19 protein-coding genes are annotated in these 23,529 nt (G+C 42.9%); 14 read left to right on the plus strand and 5 right to left on the minus strand.

Translation table 11 applies throughout. From position 1 onward, the window contains the following. Positions 1 to 34 precede the first annotated feature (34 nt). On the minus strand, positions 35 to 382 hold the full coding sequence (locus ACN6OV_RS11225) for a carboxymuconolactone decarboxylase family protein (RefSeq protein ID WP_427952981.1): 348 nt from the start codon (positions 380 to 382) through the stop codon (positions 35 to 37). A 479-nt stretch (positions 383 to 861) separates the two neighbouring features. Between ACN6OV_RS11225 and ubiH the strand changes: the two genes are divergently transcribed. The 3 genes from ubiH to ACN6OV_RS11240 all read left to right on the plus strand — a co-directional run bounded on the left by ubiH (position 862) and on the right by ACN6OV_RS11240 (position 3,734). After that, complete coding sequence (ubiH, locus tag ACN6OV_RS11230; protein WP_427952983.1) at positions 862 to 2,070, plus strand: 2-octaprenyl-6-methoxyphenyl hydroxylase; 1,209 nt, start codon at positions 862 to 864, stop codon at positions 2,068 to 2,070. Further along, positions 2,067 to 3,314 (plus strand): FAD-dependent monooxygenase, encoded by a 1,248-nt coding sequence (locus tag ACN6OV_RS11235; protein WP_427952985.1) that lies wholly within the window; start codon positions 2,067 to 2,069, stop codon positions 3,312 to 3,314. Before ubiH ends, ACN6OV_RS11235 begins: the two co-directional genes overlap by 4 nt. Positions 3,315 to 3,485: 171 nt before the next feature. After that, positions 3,486 to 3,734 carry a hypothetical protein gene (locus ACN6OV_RS11240; protein ID WP_427952987.1) on the plus strand — a complete coding sequence of 83 codons (249 nt, stop codon included), beginning with the start codon at positions 3,486 to 3,488 and terminating at the stop codon, positions 3,732 to 3,734. A 615-nt stretch (positions 3,735 to 4,349) separates the two neighbouring features. Here ACN6OV_RS11240 and rsmI read toward each other — a convergent pair. Then, positions 4,350 to 5,198, minus strand: a complete 849-nt coding sequence (rsmI, locus tag ACN6OV_RS11245) for a 16S rRNA (cytidine(1402)-2'-O)-methyltransferase (protein ID WP_427952989.1) — start codon at positions 5,196 to 5,198, stop codon at positions 4,350 to 4,352. 10 nt (positions 5,199 to 5,208) lie between these two features. On the opposite strand from rsmI, the gene ACN6OV_RS11250 reads away from it, so the two are divergent. The 4 genes from ACN6OV_RS11250 to ACN6OV_RS11265 all read left to right on the plus strand — a co-directional run bounded on the left by ACN6OV_RS11250 (position 5,209) and on the right by ACN6OV_RS11265 (position 8,242). Continuing rightward, complete coding sequence (locus ACN6OV_RS11250; RefSeq protein ID WP_427952991.1) at positions 5,209 to 6,153, plus strand: penicillin-binding protein activator; 945 nt, start codon at positions 5,209 to 5,211, stop codon at positions 6,151 to 6,153. A gap of 17 nt (positions 6,154 to 6,170) precedes the next feature. Continuing rightward, entirely contained in the window at positions 6,171 to 6,581 is a 411-nt protein-coding gene (locus ACN6OV_RS11255) for a YraN family protein (RefSeq protein ID WP_427952993.1), read from the plus strand. A gap of 61 nt (positions 6,582 to 6,642) precedes the next feature. After that, complete coding sequence (locus ACN6OV_RS11260; RefSeq protein ID WP_427952995.1) at positions 6,643 to 7,344, plus strand: BON domain-containing protein; 702 nt, start codon at positions 6,643 to 6,645, stop codon at positions 7,342 to 7,344. Positions 7,345 to 7,357: 13 nt separating this feature from the next. Continuing rightward, entirely contained in the window at positions 7,358 to 8,242 is an 885-nt protein-coding gene (locus tag ACN6OV_RS11265; RefSeq protein WP_427953011.1) for an alpha/beta hydrolase, read from the plus strand. A 66-nt stretch (positions 8,243 to 8,308) separates the two neighbouring features. On the opposite strand, the gene nudC is transcribed toward ACN6OV_RS11265, so the two are convergent. From nudC to dnaQ, 3 genes are all read right to left on the minus strand, one after another. Further along, positions 8,309 to 9,082 (minus strand): NAD(+) diphosphatase, encoded by a 774-nt coding sequence (gene nudC, locus ACN6OV_RS11270; RefSeq protein ID WP_427952997.1) that lies wholly within the window; start codon positions 9,080 to 9,082, stop codon positions 8,309 to 8,311. Beyond that, on the minus strand, positions 9,082 to 10,728 hold the full coding sequence (locus tag ACN6OV_RS11275) for a chemotaxis protein (RefSeq protein WP_427952999.1): 1,647 nt from the start codon (positions 10,726 to 10,728) through the stop codon (positions 9,082 to 9,084). Before ACN6OV_RS11275 ends, nudC begins: the two co-directional genes overlap by 1 nt. Before the next feature lie 128 nt (positions 10,729 to 10,856). Continuing rightward, the gene (dnaQ, locus tag ACN6OV_RS11280) at positions 10,857 to 12,269 is read right to left on the minus strand and encodes a DNA polymerase III subunit epsilon (protein WP_427953001.1); all 1,413 of its coding nucleotides are present in this window, start codon (positions 12,267 to 12,269) and stop codon (positions 10,857 to 10,859) included. Positions 12,270 to 12,473: 204 nt separating this feature from the next. On the opposite strand from dnaQ, the gene ACN6OV_RS11285 reads away from it, so the two are divergent. The 7 genes from ACN6OV_RS11285 (at position 12,474) to ACN6OV_RS11315 (ending at position 23,399) form a co-directional block, all read left to right on the plus strand. Next, positions 12,474 to 15,791, plus strand: a complete 3,318-nt coding sequence (locus ACN6OV_RS11285; protein ID WP_427953003.1) for a LysM peptidoglycan-binding domain-containing protein — start codon at positions 12,474 to 12,476, stop codon at positions 15,789 to 15,791. 30 nt (positions 15,792 to 15,821) lie between these two features. Beyond that, positions 15,822 to 17,654 carry an extracellular solute-binding protein gene (locus tag ACN6OV_RS11290; protein WP_427953013.1) on the plus strand — a complete coding sequence of 611 codons (1,833 nt, stop codon included), beginning with the start codon at positions 15,822 to 15,824 and terminating at the stop codon, positions 17,652 to 17,654. Positions 17,655 to 17,681: 27 nt separating this feature from the next. Beyond that, entirely contained in the window at positions 17,682 to 18,749 is a 1,068-nt protein-coding gene (locus ACN6OV_RS11295) for a microcin C ABC transporter permease YejB (RefSeq protein WP_427953015.1), read from the plus strand. After that, positions 18,749 to 19,762, plus strand: coding sequence for an ABC transporter permease (locus ACN6OV_RS11300; RefSeq protein ID WP_427953005.1), 1,014 nt, complete (start codon positions 18,749 to 18,751; stop codon positions 19,760 to 19,762). Before ACN6OV_RS11295 ends, ACN6OV_RS11300 begins: the two co-directional genes overlap by 1 nt. Then, a complete protein-coding gene (locus ACN6OV_RS11305) occupies positions 19,737 to 21,344 on the plus strand; it encodes an ABC transporter ATP-binding protein (protein WP_427953017.1) in 1,608 nt (535 codons plus the stop codon). Before ACN6OV_RS11300 ends, ACN6OV_RS11305 begins: the two co-directional genes overlap by 26 nt. 105 nt (positions 21,345 to 21,449) lie before the next feature. After that, positions 21,450 to 22,694 carry an NADH:flavin oxidoreductase/NADH oxidase family protein gene (locus tag ACN6OV_RS11310; protein ID WP_427953007.1) on the plus strand — a complete coding sequence of 415 codons (1,245 nt, stop codon included), beginning with the start codon at positions 21,450 to 21,452 and terminating at the stop codon, positions 22,692 to 22,694. Positions 22,695 to 22,802: 108 nt separating this feature from the next. Next, positions 22,803 to 23,399 carry a YiiX family permuted papain-like enzyme gene (locus ACN6OV_RS11315; RefSeq protein ID WP_427953009.1) on the plus strand — a complete coding sequence of 199 codons (597 nt, stop codon included), beginning with the start codon at positions 22,803 to 22,805 and terminating at the stop codon, positions 23,397 to 23,399. Positions 23,400 to 23,529 lie beyond the last annotated feature (130 nt).

The raw sequence follows: 23,529 nt of genomic DNA on the forward strand, positions 1-23,529 counted from the left end.
CGCTTACGATTCAACGTCATTCAAACTTTGATCTTCATTTAGCGGATTGATTGCTAAATTCATTAAACGCATCCAACACATGTGTAGCGTACATCAAAGAAGAGCCTCCTCCCATCATAACCGCTACGCCTAAAACTTCTTCGATTTCCTGAAGGTTTGCACCGAGTTTGACCAAAGCTTTGGTGTGGAATGCAATGCAGTCATCACAACGTTTTTCTACAGCGATTGCTAAGGCAATAAACTCTTTCGTTTTAGTATCTAAGACTGAATTTTCTAAAGCAGCTTGACTAAGCTGGCCAAAACCTTGCATCAGTTTAGGCGTATCTTGATGCAAGGTTTTTAAATTCTTCGCAATGTTTTGCGTGATATCTTGATAGCTCATATAAATCCCCTAATAAAACAATATATTTAATTATATATTGTATATAAGTATATTGTTTTAGGGAAATGATGTTTAATTGTGGTGATCATTGAATCGAGTTTAGGGTGAAATTTAAGAGGTGATTTTCTGGTTTGGATTTTAAAATAAACATAAATAGATCAACCATCTACTGATTAAATTAAAAAAAGTGAATAACTCAAAAGCAGACATTTTTATTTTAGAAAAATTGGATATTTCTGCTCGGTATTTATATTTTTGCTTTGCCTAAGAGCCATTATTTTAAATGGCTGTACATGATCAACAGCTGCTTTGGAATGAAACAAATAGATGTTTGTACTAGCGATCCTGACTCAATTTAGTGCAAAAGCCTGCAACAAACTGCTAATTCATTATAAAAATCTAAGCCCTTGAGGTAAGATAAATTCAATCAAGATTATAAGTATCTAAACCTCGCTAGATACGCATAGAAGGATCAAAGCATGCAGCAAGAAGTCATCATTGTGGGTGGTGGAATGGTCGGACTGAGTCTGGCTCTGATGTTGGCAAAAGCCAAGATTGGCGTAAAGCTACTCGAAGCGATCAAATATCCAGATTATGATGATGCCAATCTTGCGCCATACCATTCAAGCTTTGATGCGCGAAACAGTGCTTTGTCACGCCGTACTGTGCAAATTTACCAAGAGCTGGGTTTATGGAATGCTTTACAAGAGCATGCAACGCCTATTTTAGAAGTTAACATTACCGAGCAAGGCAGTTTCGGCAAGGCACGATTAAAAGCAGAACAAGAAAAAGTCGAAAGCTTTGGACAGGTGATTGAAAATGCATGGCTTGGTCGTGTGTTATTGACTGAAGTGAAAAAAGAATCACTCATTGAACTGATTGATGGCGTTCAAGTCACTGCACTTACTCAAGATGCAGAGCATGCCTATATTGAAGCCCAGCGCGGCGATGAGCAGCTTAAATTACAATCTAAAATCGTCATTGCTGCCGATGGTCGAGATTCGTTCTGCCGTAAAGCTCTCGGCATTGGTGCATCGGTACATGATTATGACCAAGTGGCGATTGTTACTACCGTGCAAACCTCGAAACCGCATCACCATGTCGGTTTTGAACGCTTTAGCCATTTAGGACCATTAGCACTATTACCATTACCGGGCGAATACCGCCGTTCAGTGGTCTGGCCTGTACCTAAAGGCACAGAAGGTGAATGGTTAGGCGATGAAAATGATCAACATTTTCTCGATGCCTTACAAGAAACCTATGGTGACCGTGCAGGTAAATTCCAAAAAACCGGTAAACGCTTTAGCTTCCCATTGTCCCAAGTCCTTGCGGAGAAACAAGCGGTGGGCCGTGTGGTACTTATGGGTAATGCCGCACATACCATTCATCCTGTTGCAGGTCAGGGCTTTAACCTGTGTATGCGTGATGCTTATGTGCTGCTACGCTACTTAACTGAGCAAGTACAAAATCATGCCGATTTAGGTGATGCAGCAATGTTACTGGATTATGAAAAATCACGCCTGACCGATCAGCAACGCGTCATCAAGTTCTGCGATTCTGTGGTGCGTGGTTTTAGTAATCAAAACCCAATTTTAAAACTGATCCGTAATACCGGTTTGGTGGCCTTTGACACCATTCCCGGTATTAAACCGCTAGTTGCCAATTATGCAATGGGGTTAAAAGCATGAGTTTAAATCAGTCAGACATTCTCGATGTGGTCATTGTGGGCGGTGGCTTAGTCGGTGGCTTAACGGCTTTATTGTTGGCTCAAGGTGGCGTACAAGCGACTGTACTCGATGCAGCGCCAATTTTAGATGCTGAAAAAACCCAAGGTGTTGCCAACCCACGCGTTTTAGCTCTTAGTCAAGCGACCATTCATTTGTTGCAAACAGTTGATGTCTGGGACAAACTTGCCCGCCAGCAGCCTTATACTGGTATGCAGGTGTGGAATAAAAATGGCTATGGTGAAATTAACTTTGGTCATGCCGCAGAACATACACCAAGAGTGGAGCAAGCATTGGGTTCGATGGTTGAACCGAGTTTATTAAACTTGGCCATTCAAGAAAAAATGCTGGAACAGTTGCAAGACTATCGAACCCAAGTCAAAGTGACGCGTGTAGAGCAAGGCGTGGGTGTCTGGATTATTCATCTTGCCGATGGAACACAGCTTAAAACCAAATTGGTGATTGGTGCAGATGGTGCAAATTCATTTGTTCGTGAGCAAGCCTTTATTGATCTGGATGTTTTAGATTACAAACAGGCTGGCGTCAGTTGTGCGATTAAAACCGTACAGCCACATCAACATGTGGCGCGTCAAATTTTCCTAGAAACTGGGCCGCTGGCATTTTTACCGATGGCCAGTTTGAAAGCTGAGGAAAATGGTTATTGGCAATCCATTGTCTGGACTTTGCCTGATGATTATGCCGACGAATATGTGGCGCTTTCCGATGCTGAATTTACCCAATTGTTGACGCGTGAAAGTCATCACATGCTCGGTGAAGTACTGGAAGCGACACCGCGTGCGAAATTCCCTCTCAAAGCCCGTGCGGCACAGCAATATGTGCGCGATGGTCTGGCATTGATTGGAGATGCTGCCCATGTGATTCATCCATTGGCAGGGCAAGGGGTAAATATTGGCTGTTTAGATGCAGCAGTATTGTGCGATGTATTGTTGACAGACAAAAAGCGTGGCGTATGGGCGCATGAACAAACCTTGAAACGTTATGAACATCGCCGTAAAGGACAAAATGATGCCATGATGCACAGTATGTCTGCGATTGGCTGGTTGGAAACAACAACATTTTTTCCCATTGTTTGGGTGCGAAACTTCGGCTTAAAACAAGTGGAAAATCAGACTATGCTGAAAGATGCCTTTATGGCGCAAGCCAATGGATTGGGTGCGCTCAAAGACACCATCTATGCCAGTAAATAAAAAGTCAGATATTTTTTAAGCAGTCGTATAAACAAGGTTACGATTTTGATTAAAAAAAACACGATTTTTTGATCTTTGGTACTAGGCGAAAAGCTCAGAGATTGTTAAATTTCTCCTAACTTAAAACCAGAGATCCACTGGTCAACAGAAGTCATTAGCGGGGAGAACACGATGACTGATATGAATGATTATGATGATGCTGAAGATTCGGCAGTAGACGAGGACGAAGCTCAAGCGGCTGAAAAAGGTGCGGGTGATTCTGCTGAGTCTGCAACAGATGGTGATACCGCTGAAGCTGAAACCTTAACGATCACTGCAAAGCTAAAACAACGTCAAGCTTTAGAAGATGAAGTTGCTGCTTTCCTTGCTCGCGGTGGACGTATTACCGAAGTTCCGCCAGATGAGTCAGTAAAAGACTAATACTTAAAAACACCATCCTTTATGGTGTTTTTTTTCGTGTGTACATTGAGAAATGTAAGTGCATCAATGATTTTTGCTGTTTGTATGGAGGGTGAAAATGCTGAAGTTTGGATATCTAATTTAGATTAGAATTGTTTATGGCGAATGCGATAAATCGGATAAAACACAAAATGTAACAATAATAAGAGCAGGCAATTGATTATAAATGCTCCCCAATAAGGCGGTGCATGCATAGCTCCAATAAATGCAATGAAGCTTTGAAAGATTAAAACGCTACTTAAAAAGAAATAACACCAATAAGGAATCTTTTTCCAAATTGTTGTCTGCCTAACAATATTTCCAGCTATAAAAAATAATGAAAATAGCGCGAGTGTCATCATTAGGGCCTGAATATCAGGAGAGTGCATTTCTTCATACATATAGTGTTTATACGGTCTCAAACCATAATAAAGAATATGAAGACAACCCATGAGCCAAAGTAGGTTAAAAGGGTAGATTGATCTAAAATCCAGTTTTTTCATATGTTTTTGTTAAAATTATTGTGTCTAAGTATTCATTTTTAAATGCCAAGCACACTAAAATCGTCATGATCTTAGTGTACTTAAGCTATTTTATTTATTCTTTATCTTTATTTTGAGTAAGCTCTAAAGCGCGTTGATAAGCTACTTTCTTTTTAATCCCAGTTAAGTCGGCTGCCAATTGCGATGCAGCTTTGACCGATAAATCCTGCAATAAACGTGTCAGCAATTTATCCAGTTTTTCTTGCTCCATGTCTTTTTCTTCAGTCGCACCACCAATCACCAACACGATTTCGCCTTTTTGTTGATTGTGATCAGATTCTACAAATGAAACCAATTCACCTAAAGTCATCTTTTTGATGGTTTCAAAGGTTTTGGTAATTTCACGGGCAAAACCCACAGAGCGATCTGCACCAAAAACCTCGGCCATATCTTTTAAGCAGTCCACAATACGATGCGGTGCTTCATAGATAATCATAGTTTGTGTTTCATCTTTGAGTTTTTCTAGTGCTAAAAGCCGTTGCGACTGTTTAGAAGGTAAGAAACCCTCGAAACTGAAACGGTCACTCGGTAGGCCGACAGCACTTAGTGCAGCAATAGCAGCACATGCACCTGGTACTGGAATGACGCGGATATTTTTTTCTTGTGCAGCGCGGACCAATTTAAAGCCTGGGTCACTGATTAATGGTGTACCTGCATCACTAATCAGCGCCATATTTTCACCTTTTTCAAGGCGTTCAATTAACTGATCGATTTTGTTACTTTCGTTATGATCGTGGCAAGCGGTGAGCGGCGTATTGATACTAAAATGTTTAAGTAATTGCGCCGAAGTTCGTGTATCCTCAGCGGCAATAATTTTAACCGACTTCAATACCTCAATTGCACGATAACTAATATCATCTAAGTGCCCGATTGGAGTTGCAACAACAAATAACTGAGCACTCATAGGTTTCTCCATGTTGGATAATAAGAACAAAATAATAGGTCTTTGCTTGCTAAGCAGTGTATTTACAGCAGCGCAAGCAGATGTTCTGGTCATTCTACCCGAATCAGGCCCAATGGCGCGAGCAGCGTCCAGTATTAAGCAGGGATTGGACAGCGCATATCAGTCATCAGATTACAAAGTACCCATTAAATATATTGATTCCAATCAGAAAAAAATCTCGACCTTACTGAAAAAGCACGTCAATAAAAAAACCGAGTTGGTGATTGGGCCTTTAGCTCGTCAAGAAGTTGAAGCTTTGGTCAAGGCGAAGCCTAAAGTTCGAGTGTTGGCGTTAAATGAAACCACCAGTCAAATCGCCAATGTTTGGCAATATAGTCTGTCGAAACATGACGATGCTTTAGCCTTACAAGGTTTATTTACCAAAGATAAAGTTCAGGAAGTGCTAGTGCTGCGACAGCAAGGAACAGAAGCTGAACATGAATTGATGCTGATGTCTCTGTTGAGCCAAAGTTCTATCCCTGTGCAAGTGATTGAAGAGCCACCAGTCAAATTGCGTAAGAATCAGGGCTTATTATTATTGGGAAATAATGAGTGGTTGAATCGTCAGCCTAAATTACCGAAGTCAAAAATTTATACCTTAGCCAATGCGATTGAAGCCAATAAGCCTTTGCCAATCGGTATTCAGTTCTGTGATGCGCCTGCGCTTTATGATGTTGGCTGGACGGATGTGTTACGTGCTTATCAGCAGAACCCTGTGGACATGCCTTATCAACGGCTATTGGCCTTTGGTGGCGATACTTGGCATATTGCAAAGCAGTATTTACAAGAGCCTAAACTGAAAAGTATTGAATTTCAGGGGCGTACTGGTCTGATTAAAATCAATCAAAATACTATTCAACGGATTCCGCATTGTTATCAGCGCAGTAAAAAAGGCATTGTGCCGGTTGTGACTTAAAACATGGGACAAAACTGATGCTGAATTTAGGTCAATGGGCAGAGCAGCAAGCGCGCTTCTGGGCTGAACAAAGTGGATATCATCTCGTTGAATGTAATTTTCATAGTCGCTATGGCGAGATAGATCTGATTGTACAGCGCGAGCAAGATTTGGTGTTTATTGAAGTTAAAGCACGCTCGACCACGCGTTATGCGCAGGCGGTGGAAACCATCTCAATACACAAACAACGTAAAATGATGAAGACAGCGTTGCATTTTTTAAATGAACAGTCACATTTTCAAAATTATTATTGCCGCTTTGATGTGATTTGTTTTGATTTTTATCAACACTTTGCAAAAACACTACAGCAAGACTTTTCCAAATACCCGTATGATCAGCAATGGATTGAAAATGCTTTTACTTTTGATCAAGAGTTGATTAATCTCTGATAAAACAAACTGTGTAAATGCATAGAAAAATACGTGTGAAAAAATTGAGGAGTCGTGCTGAGTGGTTAAGCGTATTGCAATAACGATGCTTTGTGTCGCAAGTTTATCTGGTTGTGCGAGTTTTATTTCAAGTGGAACGGGTACAGCACCTGTAGGAACAGATAGTGGTGCACGCTCTTTGGGACAAGTTTTTATTGACTCTTCCATTGTTCGAACTGCAAAAATTAATTTATATAAATTGGACAGCCGTTTTAAACAGTCCCGTGTCAATATAGAAAGTTTTCATGGCAATGTGTTGTTAACCGGTCAAGTTCCTGATAATCACTTAAAAGAATTGGCTGAGGAAAATGTCCGTTCGATGAGTGATGTAAAAACGGTACATAATTACATTAGCGTGGGTAATCAGATTAGTTATAACACCATCATGCAAGACACTGCGGTAACAGCGAACACGCGTGGCTTGATTATGAAAGCACCGATTGTTTCTGACAGTAAAGTGCATATTCATACCGAAGATGCTGTGCTGTATGTGATGGGACGTTTAAATACTGCGGAAGTGAATGATCTCAATCAAGTTTTGCAACAAGTTGGAAATGTTACGCGTATTGTGACCTTAATTGACAATGTCGATGAAAATCCAAATCCGCAAGCACGTAGTTTTAACTCGAGCTATACCACACCCGCTGTGGGTAATGTCCAACCTGAGGTGCAAACCCCAGTAGCAATAGATCCAGATGCCGTCGATCCTAATTATGCTCAATAATCTGCTGTAAATGATGTCCAGTAAAATGAATCAATGGTCCAAACAACTCCAGCACCGTCTGGAGTTGGTAAAATCTTTATATCGCGATTTTCGTATTTATGATTTTGGCAGTTATGCCCTAAACCGATTAACGCCACGCCAAGGTTATAGCGTCCAAAATAATATTGCGTATGGGCTGAAGGCGCGTCATCGTCTAGATTTGTACCGGGCGATTCAGCCACGGATCAAACGTCCGCTGATTGTATTTGTACATGGTGGCGCGTGGATGCACGGTGATAAAAAAGATTATGGCTTTATTGGTGAAGCTTTCGCCAAAGAAGGCTTTGATGTGGCGGTGATTAACTATCACCTTGCACCAGAGTATATTTTCCCTGCATCGATCGATGATTTGAGTTTAGCGCTGAATTATCTCACCCAGTCGCAGCAAAAACTGCAAATTGAAGTGGAAAATTTGGTGTTAATGGGGCATTCGGCAGGGGCATTTAATGTTATGTCTGCGCTGTATCATCCAAGACCTTATACACTACAAGTGCGTGAAAATATCCGTGCAATTGTCGGTTTGGCAGGGCCATATCATTTTGATTATAAGGGCGATCCTATCTGTGCGGAGGCTTTTGATCAAAACGTACCGTATCAACAAGTGATGCCGTATTATTTTGTTGAGCAAAATCAAATCAAGCACTATTTATTCACTGCGGATAAAGACGATATTGTGGGTTTTAGTAATAGTGAAGATTTGGATCAGAAGTTGAAAGCATTGGGGAATCATAGCCAACTCATTCAAATTCCACGGGTTGGCCATATCACCATGATTGGTTCTGTTTCGAGTTTATTTAGCCGATTCTTTAAAACCAAAGCAGAAATTATGCGGGTACTGGATGAAATCAGTCCGCGTTAAACCTGTGTCTAAAGCAATAAAAAACCGCAATTTCAGTTGCGGTTTTTTATGTTCAAAAGAGGTAGCTTATAGCCATGCTTGAGTATCATCGGCAACCGCACTGCCATGAATGACATGCATAATCATCGAGTGCGCAATACTGCCTTTGAATGGAATATTAGGTAATGCATCAAACTTAAAGAACGCAGCATCGCTGATTTCTTCTTCCTGTAATTGCAGTTCACCCGACACATATTCGGCTTTAAAGGCAATCATCAAGTTACTTGGAAAGGGCCAAGGTTGGCTGGCAAGATACTGAATATTATTCACCTTTAGACCAACTTCTTCCTTAGTTTCACGTCGTACCGCTTCTTCTAAGGTTTCACCGACTTCGACAAAACCTGCAATTAAGCCGTACATATCACGGGTATTTTTGGCATTTTTAGCGAGTAAAATTTCATCTTTACCACGGGTAATCACCGTAATGATACATGGATTGACGCGCGGGTATTGGTGATAACCACAGGCAGGGCAGATCATGGCATATTCAGAGGCATGGACTTGTGTCGCAGTGCCACAGTGACTACAAAATTTGTGATTACGACGCCATTCTAACAGTTGAATTGCACGGCTGGCCTGTTCAAATTGTTGAACATTCCACAGTTGCAGCAGTTGGCGAATAGGAATGAGTTGTAAGCCTTCAGGAATGGACTCATGTTCGAGAAGGTCACGGGCAATCACTTGATCACCCGTACCGATATTTAAATCACTTGCAAGTTGTTCAACTTGAGGCAGTTGAAAGTTTTCATCGACCAGCAATTGCTGTTGTTTGAAGATATACGCAAGTGATAATTTAGACATTAGGCTGCTGCAGTTTTCAGTTTTTGGCTACTGTCCAATGCTACCTTAAACATGCTGTGCAATACAGGTTGTTTGTTCTTTAAATTGTCAATCAGCATATCTGCACTTGCCAATGAATCCAATGCAGCATTTACTTCATCTGCTTCAATGTCAGTTGAAGATTCAACACGACTCTCAATGAACCGCGCGGTTGTATTGAGGGCATTGCGTGCTGCATCGGCATTTAAGAACAGCATTGCACCACCAATTTCGCGGCATTGAGCAGCGGTGGTTTCAAGCTGAGCAAGATCCTGATGCTGTAAATATTGCGCCAAAGACTGACTTGCCGCATCAATTAAAATTTTGGTTTCATTTAACAGTGCAGCATGTGCTTCATCTAAACGGTCAAGCGAGATATTCATGTTATTGACACGAAGTTGTAAACGGCTCGAAGTGTGGTGACGTTCCAGTACTCCAATCGAGTTCATTGCAGATAAAATTGTATTCATTAACTGCTGCGCAAAATTTTCATCTTGCAAGATCTCAGTTTGACCTAATGACGCTGCTTGACGAGATAAGTCGTGATGCGCTTCATTCAGGTTAAGCACTTTGAAAATATTTGCCAGTTCATTCAACTTGTTTTGCAGTTCAATGGTTTTTTCTGGCGTCATATTTTGATAGTTGAACTCAATATCATTACGGACTTGAGTCATTTCGGCAGTCACCAATTCACCAATGGTGTGCATGGTGTCAAAATCAGGGCCATACAAATGACGGCTGAATACCTGTAATTGTGTATCGGTCAGTAAGTCTTCACCAATATTTAGCTTGCCACGAATATGATGTGAAATATCATCTTCTTGGCTAATACAAAGACTTAAGACATTGGCCAAATCAGTAATGCTGGCTTTGAAACGATCATTCGCAGCAAAGAATTGCGACATATGACGTTCAATGTTGACCAAGGTACGCAGACGCGCATCGGTAATTAAAATTTGGTCAATTTGATTGAAAGCCACAAAAACCAAATTCCAGTATTGCTTACTTGGATATTTTTCTGACAAACCTGCAAGATAAGTACCCACAAGTTTAATCGCTTGTAGGTCAAGTTCACCTTCTTCTTGCTTGATCAATTTATTCAACGCCAGTTTATACAAGCGATGCACATATTTTGATTTTTCAAGTGTTGGCGCTTGTGGCAATTCAAAGTCAGGAGTAATGCAACCCAATAGGGATTCAATATGCTGACCTTCAGAGGTGACCGGTTTGCCGAGCGCAAGTTCTAGACGGTTTAAGCTATCGAGCAAGAACTGTGGAATTTTGACTTCGCGTAGACAGATGAATTCGATATAGCGTTTCAGCATAGTCGTGCCTTCGCTCAGCGCGATGACATCTTGCGTGTTAATTTGTGTTGGATTCCCCATGATCTTACGCATTAACTCTGCTGAATATTGCGCGATTTTTGCCAGACTTGGCATATCGACTAAAGCTAATACTTGAGCACATTGTTCAAACTGAATCAGTGCATCGTCAATCCCAAATGGTAAAGTTTGATCTTCAACTAAGGTACTGACTGCTGATTCGACTAACTTAATCGAGTTATCAACCTCATTTTTTATTATCAGCAAAGCCGTTGGATCAAAATGAATAGAGGTTTGGTAAGACATGTATCTGCACCTTTCCTAGATGTTTTATCTTGTTTATAAACCGCCTGTTAAGGCGGCTCATGTTTATGGTTTTACTATAACGTATGTCTGAATTGTTTAAATACAAAAAGTAACACGAAATTGAGTTTTTATTTCGCAAAAAGGCAAGGTGTGCCATGTTTCTCTTCGAATTGTTTGACCCATGTCTCATGTGCTTCAAGTTCCTCACTTGAAGGCAAGATGATTGGGAGTTCAATTTCCAAGGCTGCGCGTGATTGTGAACCATCTTCATTGTGGCTGTGGGTCAGGGCATCAATATCAAAAGATACCTGACCACCGGTCATGGCAAGATAGACATCCGACAGGATTTCCGCATCGAGTAATGCACCGTGGAAGGTACGGTCACGTTGTGGAATTTCATAGCGACGAACTAAAGCATCGAGAGAGTTTTTCTGGCCTGGATGTTTGGCTTTGGCCATGGCCAAGGTATCAGTAACTTCACAGACTTCAGATAATGCCACGAAACCTGCACGCTTGAACTCCATGTTGAGGAAGTTCATATCGAAGGTAGCGTTATGCGCAATAATTTCTGCGCCTTTTAAATAGTCGAATAGAACATCTGCAATTTCATGATATTCAGGTTTATCTTGTAAAAACTCATCGGTAATCCCGTGGACATTGACTGAATCGCCCACGGTTTTTTTTGGATTGATGTAGATATGAATCGAACCACCAGTCAGTTTGCGGTTGATCATTTCCACAGCACCAACTTCAATAATGCGGTCGCCGTCTTGGAAATAGAACCCCGTGGTTTCGGTATCGAGTATCAATTGTCGTGGCCCTGACATATCAATCGTTGCTGGGGTAATGACAATCATGGGATGCAGTTCAGTATTCTTTGCTGGCTCAGTTGCTGCGGGTGCGATTTCAATTTCTACATGTTCAGCTTCGCTATCAATGCGATTGACTGAGTTTTCAGGCGTTAAAGAAGCTTCAACTTGAAGAGTGCTGTCTTCAAGTGCTAATTCTTCATCCTCTTCACTATCGGCGAACTCTAAGCCGAAGGGATCATTCAATAGCCAATCGGGTTCAGCTTTTTTTTTAGGGGCTTCTACTGCTGCAGGTGCTTTTTTCAGTTGTTCCAAGGTTTTGTCTGCACCTAGATTGGCCAATTGATCGGCCATTTCATTGCCCGCATGTCCAGCATGACCTTTAATCCAGTTCCATTCAATTTCACGGCCCTGACAAGTCGCATCGAGGAGCTTCCAAAGATCTGGATTTTTAACGTCTTTCCAGCTTTTCTTTTTCCAACCATGAATCCATTCGGTAATGCCTTGTTTCACATACTTAGAGTCGGTCCAAATAATTAGTTTGGCATCGGTTGGACAATGTTTAATGCCTTCGATTGCTGCAGTCAGTTCCATACGATTATTGGTGGTATTTTCTTCACCACCGCAGAGTTTTTCTTCGCCGGAGTCACGAATGATATACGCTCCCCAACCACCTAAACCTGGGTTGCCGCGACATGCACCATCAACATAAAGTGTGATTGTTTGAGACATAAATCAAATCCGGACAAAATTTCAATCTGAACGGAGTATTGTATAACGCAAATGACCTTGAAGAATCCATTTAGGGTGATTTTTTTAATTTCTTGTAACATTTATACTGAAATAGCGTTAAATTAACGCCTTGTGTCTGCGTACCGCTTCACTACAATGGCATATCTAAAAAATAAATTTTATACGAGTTGTTTGGATTTTTTTATGTATAAACCAACCACAATCTGGTGTCAGCCTAATTTCCCATCATTATTTAAAATTACAGTACTGGGTTCAGCGTTAGCCGCTTTAGGCTTAACGGGCTGTTCATCATCTTCGAGTGCAACAGACGCATCGAAGTCGAAAATGGTTGGTTCATCAGGCTACTTAGATGCGAACAGTTTAGATAGTTTGGAAGATTTACTTTCTGCAACTGACATGCGTGCGGTGGAAGGGGATCGTCTTTTAGTACTGAAACACGGTGATGTATGGAAACGTATGACCGTAGGTTTCAAAATGGATTTGAATCATTGGGATACTCGTATTGAAGCACAGCGAGGTTGGTTTATTTCACGTCAACCGTATATTGACCGTTTAAGTGCGCGTGCGTCACGTTATCTTTATCACACAGTAAAAGAAGCAGAACGTCGTGGTTTACCGACCGAATTGGCTTTATTGCCAGTGATTGAAAGTTCATACGATCCTGCCGCAACCAGTAGTGCAGCAGCCGCCGGTTTATGGCAGTTTATTCCAAGTACTGGTCGTATTTATGGGTTAAAACAAACTTCTTTATATGATGGTCGCCGTGATGTAGTGGAATCGACACGTGCAGCCTATGAGTTTTTAGGGGCGTTGCATAACCAGTTTGGTTCATGGGAGCTGGCATTGGCATCTTATAATGCCGGGCCGGGCCGTATTCAACAGGCAATTAACCGTAACCGTGCAGCAGGCTTACCGACAGATTATTGGTCATTAAAATTACCGCAAGAGACCATGAACTATGTACCACGTTTCTTGGCGGTTGCACAAATCATTAAAAACCCTAGTGCTTATGGGGTAAGTTTACCGCCAATTGCCAACCGTCCTCACTTCCGTGAAGTGGCCGTGGGGCCCGCGAATCTCAATGAAATTTCGTCAATTACCGGTTTAAGCCGTGCTGAATTGTATTCATTAAACCCAGGTCATCGTGGTGATGTGATTGATAGCAGTAGCCCGATGCGTATTTTGATTCCTGCAGATATCAGTCCATCTGTAGATGCACGTTTGAAAAAATTACAAGCCGGTGGTTCATCTGGCTATTGGGCAAGTAATGCAACTCCAAATTTACCGAAAAATAATGTTGCAATTACGCCATCACGTGCCACGCCACCTGAGTTGAATACTAAAACCATTCAACCATCGAAAACCACACCACCAACTTTAACGACCACTACAAAACCTACAGTTACGACAACGACTCAGCCTGCAATTACAGCAAGTACAACAACGAAAAAAGTGACAACGCCAACGGGTTCATCGGCTTTGGCTGCATTTGCATCGAATAGTGATATTCCAAGTGCGCCACGTATCCCTGTTGCAGTTACGCCGACAACGACGGTAAAAGCAGTTTCTGTAGAGCCGCCGTTAAGTTCAAAAGAACGTGAACAGATTATGGCGGCAATTCAAGCAGAAGGTGACAACAAAACCGTTGATGAAGTTTTGAAACCTGTTGCATCGAAGGCTGAACAAGAAGAAGTGGTGCAAGAAATCAAAGCGATTGCACCAAAGGGCACAGAAATTGTGGATCCTTATGATGGCAAAATTAAATTAACTGCGATTCAAACCAGCCAATCGATTGCAGATGAACAAGGCAAAGAGCTGACCAAAGGTTTCTCCTACCCGAAAAGTGTGGCTGAGAATACCAAGGCGGACTCAGAAGAAGCCAAGCGTAACCAAGGTAAAAATGTCATTCGCACAGAATCAGAAGTGGTCGTTGTACCACCTAAAGGCAAGCGTAGCACCTATACAGTTTTGGCTGGCGATACCTTAGCTTTGATTGCCATGAAAAATGGGGTGAACTGGCGTGATATTGCAGCTTGGAACCAAATTTCGCCAGATTCGACCTTGTATGTCGGTACAACGATTTATTTGTATGATGCAAAACCCATTGTCCAAAATAATGAAGAATCTAAAGCGAAAACTGTCCCAGAAAGTTATGTAGTCAAAGCCAATGACAGCTTAACAAGCGTCGCGAGCCAGTTTGGTTTAAGTACCAAACAACTTGCCGACTTTAATGGCTTAAATACCACGAGCGGTCTATTTGTTGGGCAAAGATTATCGTTAAAAGAAACGCCAGCTTCAAAAGCAAAATTAGAGGCTGATAAAAAGGCAGCTGCAATGCAGGTGGCTGATAAAATACCTAAAGTTCAGACTAAAACTTATGTGGTCAAACGCGGTGAATATTTAAAGTTGATTGCTGACCGTTATGCCTTGTCGAATCAAGAGTTAGCCGATTTAACCTCGGGTCTGACTGCGGGAAGTAGTTTATTGGTGGGACAAAAAATTAATGTGCCATTAAATACCGTAGATGCTGACAATAAAACTGAAAAGCTTGAAAGCAAAGTTACCAATCGTATTGATAGCGTTAAAGTTGAACCTGCTTATAAAGTTGAAAGTTATAAGGTGCAACGCGGTGATACCTTGTACAGTATTGCAGCGCAGTCAAAAATTAGTCTGTCTGAATTGGCGAATTTAAATGATCTTTCGACCAATAGTGGCTTGATGATCGGTCAAAGTATTAAAGTGCCCGCAGGTGCATCGATCCCAGACAGTTATGTGGTGCAATCAGGAGATACCTTAACAGGAATTGCCAGTCGCTATAATTTAGGTATGGACTATGTGGCAAATCTCAATGGAATTGAACGCACAGCAGGTGTTCGCGTAGGTCAAAAGCTAAAATTAACTGGTGAAATTGAACCAGTCAAAGCAGTTGCGAAGTCAGAAGTGAAAAGTACGAACCGTAATAGTAGTGCTGAAATCAGTGATATTCATGTAGTGAAATCTGGTGAAACACTGGGGCTGATTGCGCAAAAATACCATTTGCAATTAAGTTATTTGGCTGAATTAAATGGATTAAAAACCAACAGCGCTATTCGTGTTGGTCAGCGTTTAAAAGTTGAGGGTGATCTGCCTGAAAATGTAACGGGCAAAGTAGCAGAGAGCAAAAAGGCTGAAACTAAAGCAGCAACCAATTCGATTAAAGCTGGTAATACTGAAAGTTATAGCGTGAAATCTGGTGAGTCGCTGAACTCGATTGCCAATCGTGTTGGGATGAGTGTTGCAGACCTTGCGGAATTGAATAACTTAAGTCCGCGGGCTGGGCTGCGTGTAGGCCAAAATTTGCAAGTGCCGAAAATAATTGTCGAATATCGTATTAAACGTGGTGATACCTTGATTGGTCTGGCAAGCCGTTACGGGATGGAGTCGTCTACATTGGCAGAAATGAATGACTTAAAACCTTCTGCACAGTTGCGGATTGGCGATGTGATTAAAGTGCCGAACTAAAGCCAGAACACCGCAGGGAGCACTGTGAATATTTTATTAGCCAAGATCAATCCTTATGTGCTGGCAATTGGAGCAGTTTTAACGCAAGGGACGTGGGCTGCAGTGCAGACCACGCCTTATATCGCGCTGCATAGTACGCCGCTGTATGCCTCTTTGCCGGCCATGCCCTATGCCAATGCCAGTGCGCCTAAAGGCGGTTATCTTAGCACTGCCAGCAACGGCACTTTTGATAATTTAAACAGCATGAATGGTAAAGGCAGTGCGGCGGATGGCGTCAGTTATCTCTTTGATTCCTTAATGAGTAGCTCGCTGGATGAGCCGGGGGTGATGTATCCGCTGCTGGCGACCAGTGCGACCTTTGACCCAAAGAAAACCGCTTATGTGATTTTTCATCTGAATCCCAAAGCCAAATTCAGTGACGGTTCACCCGTAACAGCAGAAGATGTCAAATTCAGCTTTGATGCCTACCAGACTAAATCTAATCCGGGCCTGCAAATGTATTTGGCAGATTTGGCTAAAACCGAAGTGCTCTCCAAGCATCAAGTCAAAATGAGCTTTAAATCGGACAATAATGCGGAAATGCCGCTGATTTTGTCGCAGATGCCGATCTATTCGAAAAATGACTGGGCCAAAAAAGACTTCACCCGCGTAACCATACAGCCAATTTTGGGTTCTGGCCCTTATCTCTTAGACCGCATTGATGCAGGGCGCAGTCTCAGTTTTAAACGCAATCCCAATTACTGGGCTAAAGATTTACCCGTCAACAAAGGTCGTTATAACTTTGACCGCCTAAAATACGTGTATTACCGCAGCTTGGACATCGCCTTTGAGGGCTTTAAGTCTGGGCAATATACTTTGCATGAAGAATATACTGCGCGCAAATGGGTGACGGAATATAACTTTCCCGCAGTCAAAGCCGGCATGGTGGTGAAATACCGCTTTAAGCACAGTAATCCGATTGCCACGCAAAGTTTTGTCTTTAATACCCGCCGCAATCCGTTTCAGGATATCCGCCTGCGTCAGGCGCTGACCTATGCTTATGATTTTGAATGGCAGAATAAAGCGCTGTTTTATGGGCAATACACGCGTTTGCAAAGTTATTTTGCCAACAGTGAGTTGGAAGCTAAAGGAACACCTTCAGCCGCAGAGCTGGCGGTGCTGAAACCGCTGCTGCCGAAATTGGATTCTGTGCAGCGTGCAGGGGTGTTGAAAAACTGGAAATATCCCGTTTCAGATGCCAGCGGATTTAATCGCAATAACCTGCTGACGGCACGCCAACTGCTGCTCAATGCAGGCTACAAATATAAAAGTGGTCAATTGTTGGACAAAAAAGGCCAGCCGATTCAAATTGAATTTCTGATTCATCAGGAAGGCTTACAGCGTACCTTGATGCCCTTCGTGCGCAATATGAAGCGTTTGGGCATACAGGTGAATATCCGCCAAGTGGATGTGCCGCAATACATCGAGCGCATGCGCAGCAAAGATTTTGATATGACCACCAGTGTGATGCCGCAGTCCTTAAGCCCGGGCAATGAACAGGCGCAATTTTGGGGCAGCGCCTCGGCAGACCAGCCGGGCAATTATAACTATGCAGGTATTAAGAATCCCGCAATTGATGCAATGGTTGAGCAGGTGATTCGTGCGCCAGACCGGCAGGCTTTGGTGATGCGCACGCGTGCTTTGGACCGTTTGCTGCGGGCAGGTTATTATCAAATTCCGACTTATGGCAAAGGGGAAAACTGGTTAGCCTATTGGAACATGTATAAACAGCCGGCCGTGAAGCCAAAATTATCGACAGGTATTGATTACTGGTGGAGCGACACTGCACAAGCGCAGAAAGTCGCTAGCTATTTGCGTAAGTAATAAGCCCAAAACATAAGGATAATAATGATGGGCACCTATATTTTAAAACGTCTGCTGCTGATTATTCCCACACTGCTGGCGATTCTGCTGATTAACTTCGTCGTGATTCAGATTGCGCCGGGTGGGCCAGTGGAACAGGCGATTCAGCAGGCTGAAGCTTTTCAGGGCATGGGAACTGCGGGCGGTGGGGAAACCGCACAAGGCGGCAGCAAGTATCAAGGCGCCAAAGGACTCAGTGAAGAAATGGTACAAAAGATTGAAGCGCAATATGGTTTTGATCAGCCGGCCCATATCCGTTTTTGGCACATGCTGAAAGGTTATGCCACTTTAGATTTTGGCACTAGTTTTTTTAAAGATAAACCTGTAACCCAATTGCTTTGGGAGAAATTACCAGTTTCGCTGTCTTTGGGTCTGTGGAGCACACTGCTGATTTATTTGGTGTCGATTCCCTTAGGCATTAAAAAGGCCCGTCAGCATGGCTTGCTGTTTGATAAAGCCACATCGATGCTGCTGGCAGTTGGTTATGCCATTCCAGCCTTTGCTTTTGCCATTCTGCTGATTGTATTTTTTGCTGGTGGTTCCTATTTTCAATGGTTTCCGCTACAGGGCTTGGTGTCGGAAAATTTTGCTGAACTCAGCTTGTGGGGCAAAATCACTGATTATTTCTGGCATATGACGTTGCCGCTGCTGGCGATGGTGATTGGCGGTTTTGCAGGATTAACTTACTTAACCAAATATTCATTTATGGAAGAGCTGAACAAGCAATATGTACTTGCAGCACGTTCCAAAGGCTTAACCGAGTCACGCGTGCTGTATGGGCATGTGTTTCGTAATGCGATGCTGATTGTGATTGCAGGTTTGCCCGAAGCATTAATTGGTATCTTCTTTGTCGGCAATTTATTTATTGAGATTATTTTCAATTTAGACGGCTTAGGCCTGCTGGGTTTTGAGGCGATTGTGCAGCGTGATTATCCAGTGATTTTCGGCACTTTATTCATTTTTACCCTGCTGGGTTTAATTCTACGTTTAATCAGTGATGTGCTGTATCAAGTGATTGACCCGCGTATTAACTTTGAATCACGGGGAGCAAAATAATGTCCCCAATTATGCAGGCGCGGTTAAAGCGCTTTAAGCAAAATAAGCTGGGTTTTGGCTGTTTTATTATTTTTGCCGTGATTTTTGTACTGTCGCTTGGCGCAGAACTGATTGCCAATGATAAGCCGCTGTTGGTCAAATACGACAGCAGCTTGTATGTGCCTGCATTCAAAAGCTACCCAGAAACAGAGTTTGGCGGTGTATTTGAAACCGAAGCTGATTATAAAGATCCTGCGGTGCAGCAGCTGATTAATAATAAAGGCTGGGCGCTGTGGCCGATCAATCATTTTTCCTATCAAACCCCGAATTTAGAATTGGCTGTGCCAGTCCCTTCAGCGCCAACCGCACAAAACTGGTTGGGCACCGATGATCAAGGTCGTGATGTTTTGGCGCGTATTCTCTATGGTTTAAGAGTCTCATTGTTGTTCGGCTTTGCTTTGACGCTGGCTTCGGCATTGCTTGGCATTATTGTGGGTGCGGTACAAGGCTATTATGGCGGTTGGGTCGATCTGATTGGACAGCGCATATTGGAAGTATGGGGCGGTTTGCCGATGCTGTTTATGGTGATGATTTTGGTCAGCATGTTTACCCCAAGCGTATATTGGCTATTTGTGATTATGCTGTTGTTTGGCTGGACGGCATTGGTGGGTTTGGTGCGTGCAGAGTTCCTGCGTGCGCGGAATTTTGACTATGTACGCGCGGCGCGCAGTTTGGGTGTGTCGGATCGTGCCATTATTTTCCGGCATATACTGCCGAATGCCATGAGTTCGAGTCTGTCACAACTACCATTTATGCTGACCGCGAATATTACCGCACTGACGGCTTTGGACTTTTTGGGCTATGGCTTGCCGCCAGATGCAGCGTCATTAGGTGAGCTGCTGCTGCAGGGTAAAAATAATTTAAATGCGCCGTGGTTGGCGTTGTCAGGCTTTTTCACTTTAGCGATTGTGTTGTCATTGCTGATTTATATTGGGGAGGCGGCGCGTGATGCATTTGATCCAAGACGTCAATAATATGCCGCAAAATACAAAACAACAAAGTCCAATTCTGTCGGTCAGTCAGCTGCATATCGAACATGAAAGGCAAGCTTTAGTTCAGGCCTTGAATTTTGAGCTACAGGCGGGTGAAACACTGGCGATTGTCGGTGAAAGCGGTTCTGGAAAATCCATCAGTAGCCTAGCCATATTGGGGCTATTACCAAAAAATCTGCAGGTTACTGGGCAGGCGCTGCTAAACGGGCAAAACCTATTGGCGATGAATCCAGCACAATTGCGCAAAATCCGCGGTGAAAAGATTGCGATGATTTTTCAGGAGCCGATGACTGCGCTGAATCCTCTGCATCGTGTGGAAAAAATTATCGGTGAAAGCCTATTGCTGTGTGGTTGGTCAAAGATCAAAGCCCGAGAGCGGGTGATTCAGCTGCTACAAGATGTCGGTATTCCTGAGCCTGAAGAAAAATTAAAGCGCTATCCACATGAGCTGTCTGGCGGTCAGCGCCAGCGGGTGATGATTGCCATGGCTTTGGCGCTGGATCCGGAGATTCTGATTGCCGATGAGCCGACCACAGCACTGGATGTAACCCTGCAAGCGCAAATTCTGAATTTACTTAAAGAACTGCAGCAAAGCCGTAAGATGGCGATGATTTTAATCAGTCATGACCTGAATCTGGTGCGTAAATATGCCGATCAAGTGATTGTGATGTATAAAGGCGAGGCTGTGGAACAGGGCGGTGTACAGCAGATTTTTGCTGCGCCTGAGCAGGATTATACCCGAGATTTGCTGAATCATGATTTTGGTGAAGCGCTAAAGCTTGAAACTCAGCCTGTGCTGCTGCAATTGGAAAATTTAGGCGTCAGATTTCCAATCAAGCAAGGCTTACTGAACCGGATCAAAGATTATTTTGTCGCAGTTGAACCCTTAAGTATGGCGTTGCAGCAAGGTCAATCCATTGGCATTGTCGGTGAAAGCGGTTCAGGTAAAAGTTCCTTGGCTTTGGCCGTTTCACGTTTGATTGATAGTGAAGGCCAAATTTTATTGCAAGGGCAGGATTTGAATCGGCTGAATGAAAAACAGCTTCGGCCTTTACGCAGTGATTTTCAAATTGTGTTTCAAGACCCGTTCAGCAGCTTAAACCCGCGTTTGAATGTCGAGCAGACTATTGGTGAAGGCTTGGCCTTAAAAAAACTTTCAGCGGCAGAAATCAGCGCGAAAATTGAGGCCGCTTTACAGCAGGTGGAATTACCAGTCAGTTTTAAACAGCGCTATCCACATGAACTGTCTGGTGGGCAACGTCAGCGTATTGCGCTCGCGCGGGCGTTGGTGCTGCAGCCAAAAGTGCTGATTATGGATGAACCGACTTCGGCATTGGACCGCACCACACAGCGTGCAATTGTGAAATTGTTGCGCCGGTTGCAGCAAGAGACAGGTATGAGCTATTTGTTTATCAGTCATGACTTGCAAGTGGTGAAAGCGCTGTGCCAAAAAGTGCTGGTGCTGCGTCATGCGCAAGTGGTTGAATTTCAGGATACCGATCAACTATTTTCACATCCACAGGCGGAATATACGCAGAAATTAATTGCCGCTAGTCAGTATTAAGGCAGGCTTTACTTAAAGTGACAATATAAATTGTCTAGCTGCTATTGACGCGCATATAAATGTCATTAGAGTAAAGGCATCAATTAAAATAATGGATATCACCACATGAGCCATCTTGCTAAAACAATTCAAATCCGCAATACACAGTTTAAAAACCGCATTATTAAAGGCGCGATGAGTGAGGCGCTGGCCAATATGGCAGGACAACCAAACCATCTGTATTTTGGCTTATATGAGGCTTGGGCCAAAGGTGGTTTAGGCTGTGCGATTACCGGTAACGTGATGGTGGATTTGCGCGCCAAAAATGAACCGGGCGTGGTTGGAGTTGAGTCTGAACGCGATTTGACTTTACTCAAGCAATGGGCTGATGTTGGTAAAAAATACGGCATGGTGCAATTGGTGCAGCTGTCGCATCCGGGGCGTCAATGTCCGAAAGGCTTAAACAAAGAGACGGTTGCACCTTCAGCTGTTCCATTCAGTCCAATGTTGGCAACCACTTTTGGTACACCACGTGCACTGTGTGAAGAAGAAATTTTAGATATTATTCAGCGTTTTGCTACAGCAGCAGCGGTGTGTGAAAAAGCTGGTTTTGAAGGCGTACAACTGCATGGTGCGCATGGTTATCTGATCAGCCAATTTTTATCACCATTGACCAATCAACGTACCGACCAATGGGGCGGCTCGATTGAAAATCGCATGCGCTTCTTGCTTGAAGCCTATAAAGCTGTTCGCGAAGCAACGTCTGACAATTTTATTATTTCGGTAAAACTCAATTCAGCAGATTTTCAGCGCGGCGGCATCACTGAAGAAGATGTAGTCACGGTGTTTAAAGCGATTGATGCAGCGGGTATTGATCTGATCGAAGTGTCTGGCGGTACCTATGAAGCGCCAGCCATGGCTGGTGCCAAGGAAAATAAACGTAAAGCATCGACCATTGCCCGTGAAGCCTATTTCTTGGATTTTGCAGCAAAAATTCGTAAAGAAGTGAAATGCCACCTTATGGTGACAGGCGGCTTCCGCACCGTTGAAGGTATGAATGCAGCACTGGATAGCGGCGCGTGTGAATTTATCGGCATTGCGCGTCCATTTGCGGTGGAAACTGCATTGGCAGACCGCTTAATTGCAGGTCAGGATGTGCGTTATGGTGTCGATAAAATTAAAACCGGTATTCCTCTGGTTGATAAAATGGCGATTATGGAAATTATCTGGTATGCCGCACAGTTTAAAGCCATTGGTGAAGGCAAACAGCCGAATCCAAAACTGTCACCGTTGAAAGTGTTCTTTAATTATTTAAAAGGCAATTTAACTGCGGTGATTAAAGGCCGGGTGAATTCGCGTAAATCGGCTTAGACGGATTGAAGTGATTTAAGCCTGCGTATTTTCTGTAATTTTTAATTGGGTGATCCTTTTACTGACTAAGTGGAGGGTCATCCTGTTTTGATACGATAAAAATGATTCATGTTTAAAATAATTTATATGCTGTTGGTTTGTGGACTCAGTTCATATGTATTTGCCAATCCTCAGTTTCAGACTGGGGATATTATTTTTCATATTTCAAAATCACAGCAAAGTTTAGTTATTCAGCAGGCAACTGATTCACCTTATAGTCATATGGGGATGATTGTGAATAAAAACGGTCAGACTTGGGTATTAGAGGCGATACAACCTATTCAATATACTTCACTGAATAAATGGATTGCACGTGGGGTAAAAGGGCATTATGTGGTCAAACGAATGCAGTCGCCTTTAAATGTGAGCCAAAAACAAAAGCTGGTAAAAAATGCTGAGCAATACCTCGACCGTCCTTATGATATTTATTTTGAATGGTCAAACCGTGCAATCTATTGTTCTGAAATTATTTGGAAAGCCTATGACCAAGCCTTGGGTATTCAGCTTGCGCCATTACAGCACTTAAAACAATTTGATTTAAAACAAAGTTCAGTGCAAAAGTTGATGAAGCAACGCTATGGTCAAAATATTCCTTTAAATGAAACGGTGATTGCGCCGAAAGCTATTTATGATTCGAAGCATTTGCAAGAAGTATTTAGAAACTGAGACAATAAAAAAGCCCAAGTCATTATGCTTGGGCTTTTTTATAAGATGTTGCCATCTTGAATATGGCGTCCCTACGGGGATTCGAACCCCGGTTACCGCCGTGAAAGGGCGATGTCCTAGGCCTCTAGAC

It is taken from the genome of Acinetobacter sp. (assembly GCF_050285345.1).
Lineage (GTDB): Bacteria > Pseudomonadota > Gammaproteobacteria > Pseudomonadales > Moraxellaceae > Acinetobacter.